General features: G+C 42.0%; 18 protein-coding genes. 9 read left to right on the top strand and 9 right to left on the bottom strand.

The features are described from left to right. Window positions 1-378 precede the first annotated feature (378 nt). The 3 genes from ACIQZD_RS14900 to ACIQZD_RS14890 are packed head-to-tail and all read right to left on the bottom strand — an operon-like array spanning window position 379 to window position 2238. Window positions 379-609, bottom strand: a complete 231-nt coding sequence (locus tag ACIQZD_RS14900) for a hypothetical protein (RefSeq protein ID WP_402904009.1) — start codon at window positions 607-609, stop codon at window positions 379-381. Then, entirely contained in the window at window positions 545-1468 is a 924-nt protein-coding gene (locus ACIQZD_RS14895; RefSeq protein WP_402904006.1) for a penicillin-binding transpeptidase domain-containing protein, read from the bottom strand. Before ACIQZD_RS14895 ends, ACIQZD_RS14900 begins: the two co-directional genes overlap by 65 nt. A gap of 47 nt (window positions 1469-1515) precedes the next feature. Then, entirely contained in the window at window positions 1516-2238 is a 723-nt protein-coding gene (locus ACIQZD_RS14890; protein WP_402904003.1) for a transglycosylase domain-containing protein, read from the bottom strand. 259 nt (window positions 2239-2497) lie between these two features. Here ACIQZD_RS14890 and kapD point away from each other — a divergent pair, with 259 nt between their 5' ends. Next, window positions 2498-3121, top strand: a complete 624-nt coding sequence (gene kapD, locus ACIQZD_RS14885; protein WP_402904001.1) for a 3'-5' exonuclease KapD — start codon at window positions 2498-2500, stop codon at window positions 3119-3121. A 40-nt stretch (window positions 3122-3161) separates the two neighbouring features. Here kapD and kapB read toward each other — a convergent pair whose 3' ends face one another. Next, window positions 3162-3548: a kinase-associated lipoprotein KapB gene (kapB, locus tag ACIQZD_RS14880; protein WP_350300444.1), complete on the bottom strand. Its 387-nt coding sequence runs from the start codon at window positions 3546-3548 to the stop codon at window positions 3162-3164. 179 nt (window positions 3549-3727) lie between these two features. Between kapB and ACIQZD_RS14875 the strand changes: the two genes are divergently transcribed. The 4 genes from ACIQZD_RS14875 (at window position 3728) to ACIQZD_RS14860 (ending at window position 5982) form a co-directional block, all read left to right on the top strand. After that, window positions 3728-4318 carry a peptidylprolyl isomerase gene (locus tag ACIQZD_RS14875; protein WP_402903999.1) on the top strand — a complete coding sequence of 197 codons (591 nt, stop codon included), beginning with the start codon at window positions 3728-3730 and terminating at the stop codon, window positions 4316-4318. Window positions 4319-4453: 135 nt separating this feature from the next. After that, window positions 4454-4678, top strand: coding sequence for a hypothetical protein (locus ACIQZD_RS14870; RefSeq protein WP_402903997.1), 225 nt, complete (start codon window positions 4454-4456; stop codon window positions 4676-4678). A 172-nt stretch (window positions 4679-4850) separates the two neighbouring features. Then, the gene (locus ACIQZD_RS14865; protein ID WP_402903995.1) at window positions 4851-5327 is read left to right on the top strand and encodes a GNAT family N-acetyltransferase; all 477 of its coding nucleotides are present in this window, start codon (window positions 4851-4853) and stop codon (window positions 5325-5327) included. Between the two features lie 40 nt (window positions 5328-5367). Next, complete coding sequence (locus tag ACIQZD_RS14860; RefSeq protein WP_214744030.1) at window positions 5368-5982, top strand: PH domain-containing protein; 615 nt, start codon at window positions 5368-5370, stop codon at window positions 5980-5982. A gap of 40 nt (window positions 5983-6022) precedes the next feature. Here ACIQZD_RS14860 and ACIQZD_RS14855 read toward each other — a convergent pair whose 3' ends face one another. Continuing rightward, a complete protein-coding gene (locus ACIQZD_RS14855) occupies window positions 6023-6880 on the bottom strand; it encodes a manganese catalase family protein (RefSeq protein ID WP_402903991.1) in 858 nt (285 codons plus the stop codon). A 143-nt stretch (window positions 6881-7023) separates the two neighbouring features. Between ACIQZD_RS14855 and ACIQZD_RS14850 the strand changes: the two genes are divergently transcribed. Next, the gene (locus ACIQZD_RS14850; RefSeq protein ID WP_402903986.1) at window positions 7024-7779 is read left to right on the top strand and encodes a TraR/DksA C4-type zinc finger protein; all 756 of its coding nucleotides are present in this window, start codon (window positions 7024-7026) and stop codon (window positions 7777-7779) included. A 40-nt stretch (window positions 7780-7819) separates the two neighbouring features. Here the strand turns inward: ACIQZD_RS14850 and ACIQZD_RS14845 are convergent, their stop codons facing one another. Beyond that, the gene (locus tag ACIQZD_RS14845) at window positions 7820-9004 is read right to left on the bottom strand and encodes a MalY/PatB family protein (RefSeq protein WP_402904824.1); all 1185 of its coding nucleotides are present in this window, start codon (window positions 9002-9004) and stop codon (window positions 7820-7822) included. 93 nt (window positions 9005-9097) lie between these two features. Between ACIQZD_RS14845 and ACIQZD_RS14840 the strand changes: the two genes are divergently transcribed. Further along, window positions 9098-9358 (top strand): DUF1871 family protein, encoded by a 261-nt coding sequence (locus ACIQZD_RS14840; RefSeq protein WP_402903983.1) that lies wholly within the window; start codon window positions 9098-9100, stop codon window positions 9356-9358. Window positions 9359-9765: 407 nt separating this feature from the next. On the opposite strand, the gene ACIQZD_RS14835 is transcribed toward ACIQZD_RS14840, so the two are convergent. Continuing rightward, window positions 9766-10608, bottom strand: coding sequence for an alpha/beta fold hydrolase (locus tag ACIQZD_RS14835; RefSeq protein ID WP_402903980.1), 843 nt, complete (start codon window positions 10606-10608; stop codon window positions 9766-9768). Window positions 10609-10908: 300 nt separating this feature from the next. On the opposite strand from ACIQZD_RS14835, the gene ACIQZD_RS14830 reads away from it, so the two are divergent. Then, window positions 10909-11409 carry an Lrp/AsnC family transcriptional regulator gene (locus tag ACIQZD_RS14830; protein ID WP_241592804.1) on the top strand — a complete coding sequence of 167 codons (501 nt, stop codon included), beginning with the start codon at window positions 10909-10911 and terminating at the stop codon, window positions 11407-11409. Further along, entirely contained in the window at window positions 11406-12575 is a 1170-nt protein-coding gene (locus ACIQZD_RS14825) for an aminotransferase (RefSeq protein WP_402903975.1), read from the top strand. The genes ACIQZD_RS14830 and ACIQZD_RS14825 overlap by 4 nt, the downstream gene beginning before the upstream one ends. A 158-nt stretch (window positions 12576-12733) precedes the next feature. Here ACIQZD_RS14825 and ACIQZD_RS14820 read toward each other — a convergent pair whose 3' ends face one another. Continuing rightward, on the bottom strand, window positions 12734-13087 hold the full coding sequence (locus ACIQZD_RS14820; RefSeq protein WP_402903972.1) for a helix-turn-helix domain-containing protein: 354 nt from the start codon (window positions 13085-13087) through the stop codon (window positions 12734-12736). Window positions 13088-13226: 139 nt separating this feature from the next. Next, window positions 13227-14570, bottom strand: a complete 1344-nt coding sequence (locus tag ACIQZD_RS14815) for a sodium-dependent transporter (RefSeq protein ID WP_402903969.1) — start codon at window positions 14568-14570, stop codon at window positions 13227-13229. Window positions 14571-14723: the final 153 nt, after the last annotated feature.

Raw genomic sequence — 14723 nt, 5'->3', positions numbered from 1 at the left:
GAAAGTCTTTTGTCTACACAACAAGAAGGTGCCATCAGACTGCAGAAAGTCGATAATAATGGAGTTGCCTTATAGTTTTTTTGAGGGAGTGTAAAATTAATTGAACATAGATTTCCACTCCAGGCACTCCCTTTCCGCCGACTTTCTGCCAAGCCCCATAAAGCAAGCATCTAGCAGGGTCTAGGCTTGCAGGCTATTCGGCAGGAGTGTCGCAATTTTATTCAATCCAGTGAGGTTTCATCCCATGTAAAACAAATCATGGAGTAGGAGCATGTTCATAGTAATAATTCCATGATCAAATCGCATCAGGGATTGAGACCGTTCCAAACCTCAATTTATCGACAAACTAAGAAGGTGCCATTGCGGCACCTTCTTTTTTCACTCGGCAGTCTGGCTGATATCTTTCCAAATCAATACATGGGGTGTATGTGAATAAATGGATTGTAGATTGGATGGCTTGTCCCTTCCAATCCAAACCCCCGTTGTATAGTTTGCTGTCAGGCCGACAAACCACATGTCTTTCACATCATTGGTCGTACCGGTTTTACCGCCGACATATTCTGTAGGAAAGTAGGCTTTTGCGGGCTGTCCCGGAAATGATCGTTTCATGGAGCAGCTGCCGCATCTTGGCTACGGTGCTTTTGCTCCATATCTCCTTGGAGCGGTCTTTCCATTTATAAAGGACTTTACCTTCTTGATCGGTGACTTTAATAATGGCGCGGGCTGGCTGATAGTTTCCGTCATTGAAGGACGTATAGGCATTTGTCAGTTCAAGGGGACTCATGCCATATTCGAATCCGCCTATGGCCGAACTCGTATGGTGGTCTTTTTTGCTCACCTTTTTAAAGTCGAAAGCATCGTGGTAATTGAAACTCGTTTCCACCCCCGTCTTTTCAAAAATTCTTATGGCGGGTGTATTATAGGACTGAGCGAAGGCAGTTCCTAGTGTGACCATCCCGTAGCTGTAGCCGCTATAATTCTTTGGACAATAGCTATTGCTGCAATAGCTTGCTCCGCTAACTAGCTGATTGATGTCAGCATCCGTTTCTTCCAAATAGGGAGCATAATCGAGAAGAGGCTTAATGGCTGATCCTGGCTGCCTATAGCTTTGGTATGCACGGTTGAAAGAATTTTTTTTATAATCTTTTCCCCCAATCAAAGAGACAAGCTCGTGCGTATGATGCTGTATAACCACTAAAGCTCCCTCGATATCATTGACACCGATTTTTGATTGTACAGCAGTCTTTGACTGTGATTGCAGCTTGGTATCGAGTGCGGTATGGATGGTTACACCGGAATCCAAAAGCTTTTTGACCTTTTTATCCAGCTCAGCTTCCGCTTTCTTACGGATGGCGACTCCAGGGCTTTGCAGAGATTTGTCAAGACCCTCGGAGGATGCCACCAGGTTTTTCAATTCCTGATGAACATATGTCACATAATCGGGATATAAGTCGACCGGGGTGGACAAGTCTAATTTAATCGTACTTTTAATAAGCTTCTCGTACTCGGCCTGTTCTAAATCACCTTCGGCACCATTTGTTTCAGTAATCTCTCCTGACGCTTTTTCGTCGCTTCAAAATGTTTAAGAGGGTTATAGTTTTCCGGATTATTAGGGATTGCGGCCAGGAAGGCAAGTTCCGCCTTGGATAACTCTCCAGTCGGTTTACTGAAATAATATTGGGAAGCAGCTTCGACTCCATACGCTCCATTACTGAAATATATGGCATTCAAATACAACTCCGTGATTTCCGGTTTTGATTTTTTTCGCTCTATCTGATAGGCGTAAATGAGTTCACTGAGTTTTCGGTTATACGTCCTATCATGTGAAAGATAAACATTCCTGGCCAGTTGCTGGGTAATGGTACTGCCGCCTTGTTCGATTGTTTTATTTTGTGAATTGATAAGAAGCGCCCTGCTTATGCCGGATAGGTCAACGCCTGCATGATCATAAAATTTCTGATCCTCTGTAACGATGAATAGATTTTCCAGGAATAGGGGGATGTCTTCAAGTTTTAGGTAAGTCCGTTTCTCACCAGTGGAAATTTCACTGATGACCTTTCCATTTGCGGCCTTCATGTAACTATTCTGAGCCAGTTCTATCGATTCAATGGGAATTCGCTCGTCGAGTACATGATAGGGAGATTGCGCTAAGGACCACTCCTGATAGGAAAGGAAAATGAAAAGGATCAATACGGGAATCAAGAGGAAAATCGTGATATAACCAAGATACGTGCGCATAGTTCAACTTCCTAACTAATATATTTTTAGTATGTCCTTGGATTGAAGGGGTGAAAAAATGGTACTTTTGGTTCATTCATCCACCATAATCCAAATAAGGTAGACAATAAAGAGTTTTGGGTAAATTAGGTATGATGGCAAAAGCGTATCCGGGTGGTGTTACGAAAAACTTTCTAAATCTTCTGTTATAATAGTCTCGTGAGAAAAAACCATTTTTTGTTTATATGTTGATGTCAGGAATATGAAGGGGGTCATAAAAATGGAGGAACAACAGCAATATGTATTCATTGATTTTGAATTTACGATGCCGGAAGGAAAAGCCAATCCAGTAGGGTTTTATCCGGAAATCATTGAGGTTGGCTTAGTCACCGTCATTAATGAGACCATTCAGGAACAATTCTCATCTTTTGTTAACCCAATGAAATTTCCAGTCTTAACGGGAAGATGCAAAAAGTTCTTGAACATTACCCAGGATCAGGTGGACCGGGGGATTTCATTCGAAGAGCTGGTTAATTTATTGAAGAAAATAGATGAGCAGCACCCGACGACGATTGTTACCTGGGGAAATATGGACATGAAGGTACTTCGCCAGAACTGTCAGAAAGCAGGATTGGATTTCCCTTTTACAGGGAAACAAAGTGATCTTTGCCTGGAGTATAAACGCTTTTTCGGGGATCAAAATCAAACCGGGCTTTGGAAAGCTGTACAGGCCTATGGCAAAGAAGGGACAGGCAAGCATCACCGGGCGCTGGATGATGCGATTACGACATATAATATCTTTAAGTTAGTGGAGAAAGATAAAAGTTATATGAAAAATCATGAACCGACGACAATTGGCGATCGCATTGATTTATCAAAAGTATTGAATCATTTAGCGTTATAAAAGCCAAATCATATATTACTGATTTGGCTTTTATCATGCTTTATTTAAAATAATCCGCCGCTAGATCTTCAAGCAACTGTAAGCTTTTATCATTCCACTCTGTTTGGGCTTCGCTTAAAGTGCCTTTCATTTTCTCAACAGCTTCTCTTAAGGATTCCTTATACTCAGGAATCTCCTCATTAAAGTTCCTGACCATATTCTTTGGCACATTGGTTTGCTCCCGGAAAGCTAGAGCACGCCGCTGATGGAACATGGACACTTCCGTTTGCTTCGGGTTATGAAGGTCTCCCTGCATGGGATGCTTCAAGACAGCCAACACTTTAACAAGATATGCAGCAGGTCTGATATCGGTGACTTCCCCGATGTATTTTCCAGTTTTATATATGGCGGTAACCTTATCGCCGATTTTAAAATCCTGTTCTGACATTTCCCTACCACCTTTCTTTTAACTTCCTTCATGATACATAAGAACGACGATTTTTCACAGCGAATTTATTCAATTTCGTAAAGATGCTTTTTTTATGAAAATCGTGTAAAGTGTACAAATGAAGATGAAAAAATGGTGTTTCATGCCATTTAATTTTAAAAAGAAAGAGGTTATGTAAAATGACAAACTTTCCACAATTAACAAGTGAAGTTTTGGAAAATGAAAAAGCGGTCATCATGCAAACGACGATGGGCGATATTAAAATTAAACTATTCCCTGAACTGGCTCCAAAGACAGTGGAGAATTTCTTGACACATGCTGAAAACGGTTATTACGAAGGAATCATCTTCCACCGTGTCATCAAGGATTTCATGCTTCAAGGCGGAGATCCGACAGGCACTGGAATGGGTGGAGAAAGTATCTGGGGAACTCCATTTGAGGACGAGTTCTCCATGCAACTATTCAATTTGCGCGGGGCTCTTTCCATGGCAAATGCAGGCCCGGGAACAAACGGCAGCCAATTCTTCGTCGTACAAGCCCAGCATGTGGACAACAGGATGGGTGAGCAAATGAAGCAAGCCGGTTATCCGGAAGAAATCATCAGTGCTTATATGGAGCAAGGCGGCACACCATGGCTGGATCATAAACACTCTGTCTTTGGACAGGTGGTCGAAGGCATGGACGTTGTTGATACGATTGCTAACGTAGAGACAGTTGCGGGAGACAAGCCTGCAGTGGACGTGGTCATTAAAGGGATCACCATTTTATAAATAAAAGAGAAGCGAGGGGCTCAGTGCCTCTCTTTTTTTTCGGGGTTTAGTGGATTAATCCCACTAGTGGATTGTTCTGGTAATTGATATAATGGGATAATGCAGTTTAATTCCCTATCAGGAAGGATGTATCGGATGGACTATCTCAATCATGCTTTACTAGGTTTGTTTCTTTACTTTCCGGAAGACAAGACTGAATATATCTCGGCTGGTATAACTTGCTTCATATTTTTAGTGGCAGCCGTTTTTACGATGAGGGCAATTATAAGATATTCAAAGAAGGAAGAAATGAAAACGAAGCAATTCGAAGATGAGGTCACCAGAAGGAACCAGCGTATAAAGGATGATACCATTTCTTGATTCCGGAAGATGCCATGTATCACTGGGGTGCCCCCGTTTTTTGAATATTGATTATCTGAATATGAATGGTATTATGTTTTGTTAGAAGGGCGTAAGGAATTAAATGTTCCCTTATCAGCATAAGCATTTTATACTATAAGCATAGAGAGAAATTTTGGGGGCGTAATTGGTTATGCAAATCGTAGCTAAAAGAATGATTGCGGCAGATACGGTCAAGGATTTTTTCATTCAGCACTGGGAGACGACCCAAGTCGTTTTTTCAAGAGGCTTGTTTCATTATGCGGAACTTGAGGGCTTTGGGGTGATGGACGAGAATGAAAAAATCACGGGGTTGGGAACATACAAATTGTCCGACCATGTATGTCAGATCATCTCTTTGAACAGTGAGCATGAGAATCAAGGTGTTGGCTCATCATTGCTTTATGTGATGGAAAATATCGCTAAGGAAAAAAATTGCCATACTATTAAAGCGATTACAACGAACGATAATCTACAGGCATTGAAGTTTTTTCAAAAGCGTGGTTATGTCATTTCGGAAGTCGTTAAAAATGCCGTGGAAGAATCACGGAAAATCAAGCCGGAAATTCCATTTTACAGTTTTGAGGGAATTCCGATCCGAGACGAGATAATACTGGAGAAATACTTATAATAAGGTGTAATTCACCTGGATATTGATAGGGGGAATAGGGATGTTTAAGAAAATGGCGGCTGATGCCCTTGGTCTTAGTGATATTGGAAGTGTGATTAGTCCTGCAGATTATGACAAGGTGGATGCAGATGACTATATCATGCATGAAGATGGGGAAAAAATTTATTTCCTGATTAAATCAAAAACGGATGAGTACTGTTTCACGAATCAAGCGTTCATACATTTGGACGGTACAAGTGCGATAAGCAAAAAGCGCACACTAACAAGATATAGCTACAGCCAGTATACTATTTCCAACGCCACGCTTGAAACAGCAGGGACCGTGGATTTGGATGCAGAAATAAAATTTTCGATCGGTGCAAAGACTTTCTCCATTGATGTTCATAAGAAATTCATTGAAGAATTAAAGGACTTGTTTAAATCACTCGTAAAAATATCGGAAATTTGCCATGAGAATGAGTATGCCCTTCAATATGCCCAGCAAAGCGTAAACCTTGCTTCTTCCACTTTGAACCAGGTTCGCACAGATGGAAGCCAAATGGCTGCAAGCTTCAAGGAAATTAATTCCGCCGCTTTCGAATGGTTGATGGACAGCCGGAAAAAGTACCATGTAAAAGACTTTGGCTTTGTTTTTGAAAAATATATCAATAATTAAAAAAGAAGGCGAACACTGTATGATGTGTCCGCCTTCTTTTTTAATTGTTCAAATCAGTCAAGCCAGGGCTGTGTTCATTTGGCATATCCGGCATTTCTGGGACAGGGAATCCTTTTGGCGGCTCGGTAACAGCAAGGTTTCCGCCATTTCGGCTCGGTGTTTCCCCTTTGAAAATTTCGCCGATTTGAGTTTGATCCAATCTGAAATTGAATTGGGCATTATGGTAGCCTAAATCCACATATTTGCGGCATTCAGGATATTTGTTCAAATCATAATTAGGTACAGGGAAGATTTTCCCCCAGTTGACCCCAAGTGTTTCCAATGCCTTGGCAAATGCATTTTGGTGGGCATTGTCGCGAACCATTAAAAATGCCAGTGTTTCGCGCATTGTTTTATTGGAACTCATTTCATAAATCCTGGACTTTTGCAGGACACCCGTAGATTCAAGCATGACATTGTTCAAAAGGTTCGCTACAAGATTACCGTGATCATAAACCCATGATCCATTCCATGGATTGCCGCCAGCATCGACAGGCAGGGAGGCTTTTGCACCGATGATGAAATGGTGAGGGTTTGCGCCGCTTTTGATGACTTCATCCAATGGGGCGCCGTCGATAGCGACATCTCCAGGCATTTCCCCGCCAGCACCATTCAGCAGCTGGTTGATGGTTGATTGGACAAGTTCGACGTGGCTGATTTCTTCCAAGAAAACACCACGGAGTAAATCACGATATTGTTTAGCTTTGCCACGGAAATTGGCACTTTGGAAAGAATACTGCATCATCGTCCGCATTTCACCGAATTGCCCTCCAAGTGTTTCCTGAAGGACTTTTGCTGCATTCGGATCAGGCTTATCGGGAACGATCATATTGATTAAATCTTCTTTATAGAAATACAAATGGAAGCCCTCCTTGAAATGAATATTTCTAATTTAGCTTCTGTTATCTAAATTAAATTATTCCTAAGGTAAAAAGTACCTTTATGGAATGGCGGGAAGAGAGAAATACTAGAGGGAAGAACGATTTTGAAAGGATGTTGCACATGCTATCCAATCAGCAGCTTAAAGAATTTCAACAGCAATTGCAGCAAACGAAGCAAGAGTTGGAAGAGCGATTAAATGATTCAGGCAACCACGATTTAAGAAGAAGCTTGGAGGATTCGACAGGTGAGTTATCGAGTTACGATAATCATCCCGGAGATGAAGGAACCGAGTTATATGAACGGGAAAAGGATTTGGCCCTTTCCGAGCATGACCGAGATGAAATAAGGGATATTGAAAGGGCACTTTCTGCCATCAAGGCGGGTGAGTATGGAAAGTGCCAGGTTTGTTCAAAGGAAATACCTCTTGAACGTTTGAACGCCATCCCTACTACGACTTATTGTGTCGAGCATACCCCATCACAGGAAACTTCGGACAATCGGCCGGTCGAAGAGGAAGTGTTGGGACCGCCGTTTGGAAGGTTTGATTTTGACGACCGTCACGAATCGGTTGCATACGATGCGGAAGATTCTTGGCAGGATGTTGCCAGTTATGGCACATCTGAATCGCCTTCCGATTTTGTAAATCCGCCAAGCGATTACGAAGATATGTATGTCGAGTCCGAGGAAAATATCGGATATGTCGAAGATTATGAAAATTTCGTTGGTGTGGATATATACGGTAAGGAAATAACGGTTTATCCGAACTCACAATATGAAGAATTGAAGGAAGAACTTTTTGAAGAAAATATCCAAACCTCATTTGGGGATTTGCCCCGATATGAGCATGATCCTTATGTGGATGAAGAAAAAGATTGAAAAAGAAGAACCAGGATTCTAAGCCTGGTTCTTTTTTTATTTAAGAAAAAGCCAATTTCAAACGGTTTAGCCCATCCATCAGGACGCTGCGTGAACAACCGAGATTCATTCGGACGAAACCTTCTCCGCCAGGTCCGTATTTAGAACCAGGCTCCAATGCGAGCTTCCCTTGATGGATAAGTCGATCCTTGATTTCCTTGTCGGTAAATCCAAGATCACGGCAGTCAATCCATAAAAGGTAAGAGGCTTCCGGATGCATGACATGCAGTGAAGGAATTTCGGCTGCAATGAATTCCTCTGCCACTTTTATATTCTCCTCAATGTAGCCAATCATGTCTTCAAGCCATTCCAAGCCCTCCCGATACGCGGCTTCCATTGCTGTTAAGGCAAAGATGTTAAGACCATGGAAGGCCAGTTTCGTTTGCGCCTTTTGCAAAAGCTTCTGCAATTTTTCATTACTTGTGATCAGGAATGAAGCCTGAAGGCCGGCAATATTGAAGGTTTTGCTTGGCGCCATCAATGTAACGGTCATGTCCGCTAATTTTTCTGAAAGCGAGCCGATCGGATAATGCCTTGATGTTGTATGGAACAAATCAGCATGTATCTCATCACTGACGATGACTACATCATATTTTTCACATAGCTCCCCGATCCTTAAGAGTTCGTCCTTTGTCCAAACGCGTCCGCCGGGGTTATGCGGACTGCAAAAAAGGAATAGTTTCACTCCGCTTTTCAGCTTGTCCTCAAAATCAGTGAAATCAATCTCAAAGCGGTCATTTTCAATGATAAGGGGACTATTGACCACTTCCCGGTCATTATTTTTGATCATATCAAAAAATGGTGTATAAACGGGGGATTGTAACAATATTTTATCGCCCGGGTTCGTGAAAGCTTGGATCGTTGTACCGATTGCGGAAACTACGCCGGAGCTGAATGAAATCCAATCTTTATCGATTTGCCAGGAGTGCCGGTCTCTAAGCCAGCTTTGAATTTCAGTGAAGACCGTTTCAGAAGGGACGGTATAACCGAAAATCGGATGATTCAAGCGTTCCATCAATGCCTTTTGAATGCCCTCAGGAGACGGGAAGTCCATATCGGCAACCCACATTGGCAGAACATCCTCGCGCCCATATAAGGATGTGAGGAAGTTTTTATCCCATTTTGCAGACCCTGAATTTTCCCTGTTGATTTGTTCCTCAAAAATTGACTTGTTCAAAATATCCACCACCGAATAAAAATTTGTCGTCTTCGCGAAAAGCCTGTTGTTATGATACTATGATATCATGTTCTTTGAAAATATTGAGCAGGTGATGATTTTATGGATACACAGCAAATGAATTTAGCGTTGGTTGCCGTTTTGCAAGAATGGGACCCTTTCAAGATAGGATGGGATCTATATGAGCCGGAAATTGCCGATACGGTCGTAGCAATTCGCGATATAGATGATCCAAAGGAACTGGCGGAAAAGATAAAATCTATTTACGAGTTCTCGTTCGATGAATCCGTTCAGATGGATAAGTGCCTGGAAGTTGCTCAAAAGCTGCTCATCATTAAGAATGATGCCAGCTGTTCGATCTAAAGGTGACAAAGGTGTACCCGGAAATCAGGGGCACCTTTTTTACGTTGTTTTTTTGCTAATACTCATAGTTTGTTCAGTTAACTCGTGGTTTGCGCAGAATACTCGTGAGTTTCAGCGATTTACTCGTAGTTTGCGCAAAATACTCGTGAATTTCGGTGATGTACTCGTGAAATGTGCAATTACTCGTGAATTTCAGCGATTTACTCGTGAGTTTGCGCAGAAAACTCGTGAATTTCAGTGAATTACTCGTGAGTTTGTGCAGAATACTCGTGAGTTTCAGCGATATACTCGTGAAATGTGCAATTACTCGTGAATTTCAGTGAATTACTCGTGAGTTTGCGCAGAATACTCGTGAGTTTCAGCGATTTACTCGTAGTTTGCGCTGTTTACTTGTAAGTATTGCATTTTTAAGTTGGGGTGGCCACTCCAATAAACCCCTTAATTAATTGATACACTTCTTCCGGTTTCTCCTCTGGAAGAAGGTGCCCGGAATCCTCAATGACTACAAGTTCGGAATTAGGCAGGTCATCATGGAGCCTTTCACCAATACTCAAAGGCACCACTCGATCATGCCTTCCCCAAATAAGCAGGCATGGTGTATGAATACCACTAAGGTCCTCCTTCAACAAATCGATTTCCTTATCTCGAAGCATCCTCCCCAATGCCCGGAAAATATCATGCTTCTTAATGAATGGCCCTAGATATCCCTGCCGCATTTCATCGTCAATCATCGCCGGATCATGGACGACATTTTTCAAGTTCTTTTCGATACCTGATTTTTGCAGATACCGTTTTATCCCGTATGAAAAGAAAGGCAGATAACTGACCAGCTTCATTTTTTCCGAATATCCGGGCTGATAGCCTGAACCGGCAAGTAGAATGGCATGGTCGACAAGATCAGGGTATGATTTGATGAGCTGCAGGGAAATCTGCCCGCCCATGGAATGGCCGCAGATACTGAATTTCCTGATGCCTTTTCCCTCTAAGAATAGAACGACGGATTTAGCGATGTTCCGGAATGAATATGTATATCGATAATCTTTTCCGCTTTGCCCGAATGGCGGGAGGTCTATGGAGATCACATTGTATTCCTTGGTTAAATAGGGGACTAATTTACGGAAACTGAAGCTCGATGACAAAAATCCATGAAGCAGGACAAGGTTGGGGAGGGAATCATCGATTCTGTCATATTCAAAATAGATTTCGATATCACCCACCCGTTCGATATCTTTGATTGTATGACTTTCCATAAAAGCTCCTCCTCCTCCGTTATTGGTCAAACCTGTGTTACCCTGAATATTCCAAAAAAGGTCCTTTAATACTGTTGCATAACAGTAATTGTAATAATAACGATGAAAAAAGACAATTACTATAACAGGTCACCAACCAATTTTGATATAATAGTGTAAGTTTATCCTGACAGCATAGGACTTATTAAATTATATTGTCATATAGGATTTTTAAAAGAGTCTAATAAGGTAATTCGTGAGACTATCTGCCAGCCGAACCATCATATCTAAATTAGTGAATTCCAAAAGGGGGGTTTTCCAATGCACTTGAATGAAGAGGAATTGGAAGTCTTGAGAATCATTGAAAATAACAGCCGGATTGATCTGAAGGATTTGGCTAAAATGACCGATCAATCAGAAGCGGACATTGAAATAACATTGAAGAAATTAGAAGATATGCGGGTCATTGTACGTTACTTAACAGTCATTAACTGGGCAAAAGTGGATGAATACCATGGTGTCACAGCGATGATCGATGTAAAAGTCACTCCAAAACGCGGTGTCGGTTTTGATGAGGTCGCAAAAAGGATTTACAAATTCAAAGAAGTACAGTCCGTTTATTTAATGTCAGGGGCTTATGATCTTTCGGTCATTGTCGAAGGACGTTCGATGAATGAAGTGGCAAGCTTCGTTTCGGAAAAACTTTCGACACTGGATTCCGTCATTTCTACTACGACTCACTTCATCATGAAAAAATACAAGCATGATGGCACCATTTTTGATCAAACTGAAGAAGATAAGCGGATAGTGGTGTCACCATGATTAAAACGAGTTATGTTTCAAAAACGATTGCAGAGCTTAAACCATCAGGCATCCGCCGCTTTTTCGACTTGGCAGCCAATTTGGAAGGGGTCGTATCTCTTGGTGTGGGTGAACCGGATTTCGTTACATCTTGGGCAGTAAGGGAAGCGGCGATCAACTCCTTGGAGGAAGGATATACCTCATATACGGCCAATGCCGGATTATTTGAATTAAGGTCGGAAATCAGCCGGTATATGGAGAAGCAGTTCCATGTTTCGTATAGACCGGACGATCAAATCATTGTCACGGTCGGAGCAAGCCAGGCCCTAGATATTGCCCTGAGGACCATCTTGAATCCAGGTGAAGAAGTCATTGTCGTCGAACCTTGTTTCGTCGCCTATGCACCGCTTGTGACCATGGCAGGGGGAATACCGGTCACGGTCCAAACATCCAAGGAAGATGATTTTAAGTTGACTACTCAACAACTCGAAGCGGCGATCACGCCTAAAACGAAGGCCGTTTTAATCTGTTCACCGAATAACCCGACGGGAACCCAGCTTGGGCAGGAAGAATTAGTGATGCTTGCTGACATCATTAAAAAGCATGACTTGCTGGTGATTTCCGATGAAATCTATGCTGAACTTGCTTATGATGAGGAATTCACTTCTTTCGCTGCCATTGACGGCATGATTGAGCGGACAATTGTCATCAATGGGTTTTCGAAAGGGTTTGCGATGACAGGGTGGCGTCTTGGGTTCGTTTGTGCACCTAAGGAAATTTCCGAAGCGATGCTTAAGCTTCATCAATATGCGATGATGTGTGCGCCGACCGTTGCGCAGCATGCTGCATTGGAAGCATTAAAGCACGGTATGCAGGATGTGGAAGAAATGCGTCGCAGTTATCGGAGAAGACGAAATTATATCGTGAAATCATTTAACGATATGGGTCTGGATTGCCATAATCCTGGCGGGGCATTTTATGCTTTTCCATCAATCGAGAAAACGGGGATGACTTCGATGGAATTTGCTGAAAAACTTCTGACGGAAGAACTTGTTGCAGTTGTACCGGGAGATGTGTTCGGGGAAAGCGGTGAAGGCCATATCCGCTGTTCTTATGCATCCTCCATGGAACAGCTTCAAGAGGCGCTTAGAAGAATGGAACGTTTCATGAAGAATCATTGCCAATAAAAGCAAAAAAATAGGGATCCGGCCTTTAACAGCCGGATCCCTTTCCATAGGGGGAATTAGAAAAAAGAGTTAATCTAATGGATTAACATAGAAAGTGTTAATCATAGTATATCCAGTACCTTGAAAAAAAATACACATACTACGACCCATTTTTTGAATTAAGCTTGTGTATTATATAAAGTATGCATAACTTTCAGAATTTGTTCTTCGCTAAAGTCCTTAGCTGTTCTTAGAATGAGCTCCGCTTTTTTGGTTCCGATTTCTTCAATCAGTTTTTTTATGTCCTCGTCGATACCCACGGCGTTACCGGTTTGGGCATCCTTCAGGAATTCTGAAGCCGGAATGTCAAGAACGGTGGAAAGCCGTAAAATGGTTTGTGTATCAGGAACCGATTCACCTGATTCATACTTTTCAATTTTCTTCGTGCCGATTCGTAATTTCAAAGCCAGTTCCTGTTGAGTGAGGTTGTGATCTTCTCGGTATTGCCGGATATTCTTCGCGATATTTGACATAGTCAGACACTCCTTTTTCAGGAAATATATTTTCTTTATGTAATTATTTTACCATATTATTACTTAAGGGGAGTAATGGAATATGTAGGTTTTGTGAAAAAATGCCGCATCGAGATATATCGAAACGGCACGTTGAATGTTAAATGAGATTAATTGACTTAAGGAATACGAGTATGATCATGATCGGCACGATGTAGCGAATCAGGAAGTACCAAAGTTTAAAAAGTGATCCGCCGGGATCAGCGCCGGATTCGAACTCCTTTTGTACCTCAATCCTTTTCATTTGATAGCCGATGAAAAGGGATATGAACAAGGCGCCGACTGGCAGCGCGATATTGCTTGTCAGATAATCAGCGAAATCGAATATGGATAAATTGAAAATCTTCACATCCGAAAGCACCCCGAATGATAATGCGCTTGGAATCCCAATTAAGAAAACGGTGATACCAGCTATCCAAGAAGCCTTCTTACGCTTTGCAGCATCACCCTTGATCATGGCGGCAACGACGATTTCGAGAATGGAGAATGCCGTCGTAAGGGTGGCAAATAATAATAATATGAAGAAAATGAACATGAAGATCCCGCCAAGCGCCATTTCATTGAAAACGGCTGGCAACACGACAAATACTAGTCCAGGCCCGCTTGAAGGGCTGAAGCCTAGTGCGAAAACAGCCGGGAAGATGACCAAACCAGCCAGCAAGGAAATGAAGATATTCAGTCCAACTACCGAAAAGGCCGATTTTGTAATATCTTCTTTTTTGCTTAAATAGGATGCGTAGGTTACCATCACGGAAACACCGACACTTAGTGCAAAGAAGGATTGGCCGAGTGCCAATAGGATCGTTTCCCCTGTTAATGCGGAAAAGTCCGGCTTCAAGAAAAATTTAACACCCTCCATCGCTCCATCCAGAGTCAAGGAACGGATAAGAAGAATGATGAAAAGGATGAACAAGGAAGGCATCATATATTTATTGGCCTTTTCAATTCCCTTGGAAACGCCGCCTTGCACGACCCAAATGGTAAAGAGCATGAATAATAACTGAGCGATAACCGTTTCATAAGGATTACTGATTATCTTATTGAAGAAGTTTCCATATTCTTCTTGAGTCAAGTTTGAGAGGGAACCTGTAAAGCTTCTGGCTAAATAAGAGATGATCCAGCCACCAACAACACTGAAGAAGGATAGCAGAATGATGGAAGCGACGACACCGCCATATCCGATCAATGCCCAAGGCTTCCCCGGGGCGATATGTTTATATGCGCTAATGGCATCTTTCTGTGCATTGCGGCCAATCGTGAATTCCGCTATTAATATCGGTGCACCGATTAGCAGGGTGAATAAAATGAAGAGCAGGAAAAAGACCCCTCCTCCATTTAGCCCAGTCATATATGGGAGCTTCCAAATGGCGCCCAATCCAATAGCGGATCCCGCGGCTGCCAGGATGAACCCAAGTTTTGAAGTCCATTGATCTTGTTTTGACATGATGGAAAAACTCCTTTAGATGTAAAAAATATCTAGCTGCATATTACATTTTTAAAACATTTTCTCATCTTACTATGATTATGTGGAATTGAATAGTGTTTTAATATTACAATCTTTAGAAAAATGAGTAAATATATTAAGGGAAATAGAGGT

Origin of the sequence: Peribacillus sp. NPDC096447, from assembly GCF_044762725.1 — a bacterium.
Taxonomy (GTDB): Bacteria; Bacillota; Bacilli; order Bacillales; family DSM-1321; genus Peribacillus.
This window is presented reverse-complemented; position numbering and strand designations above follow the sequence as displayed.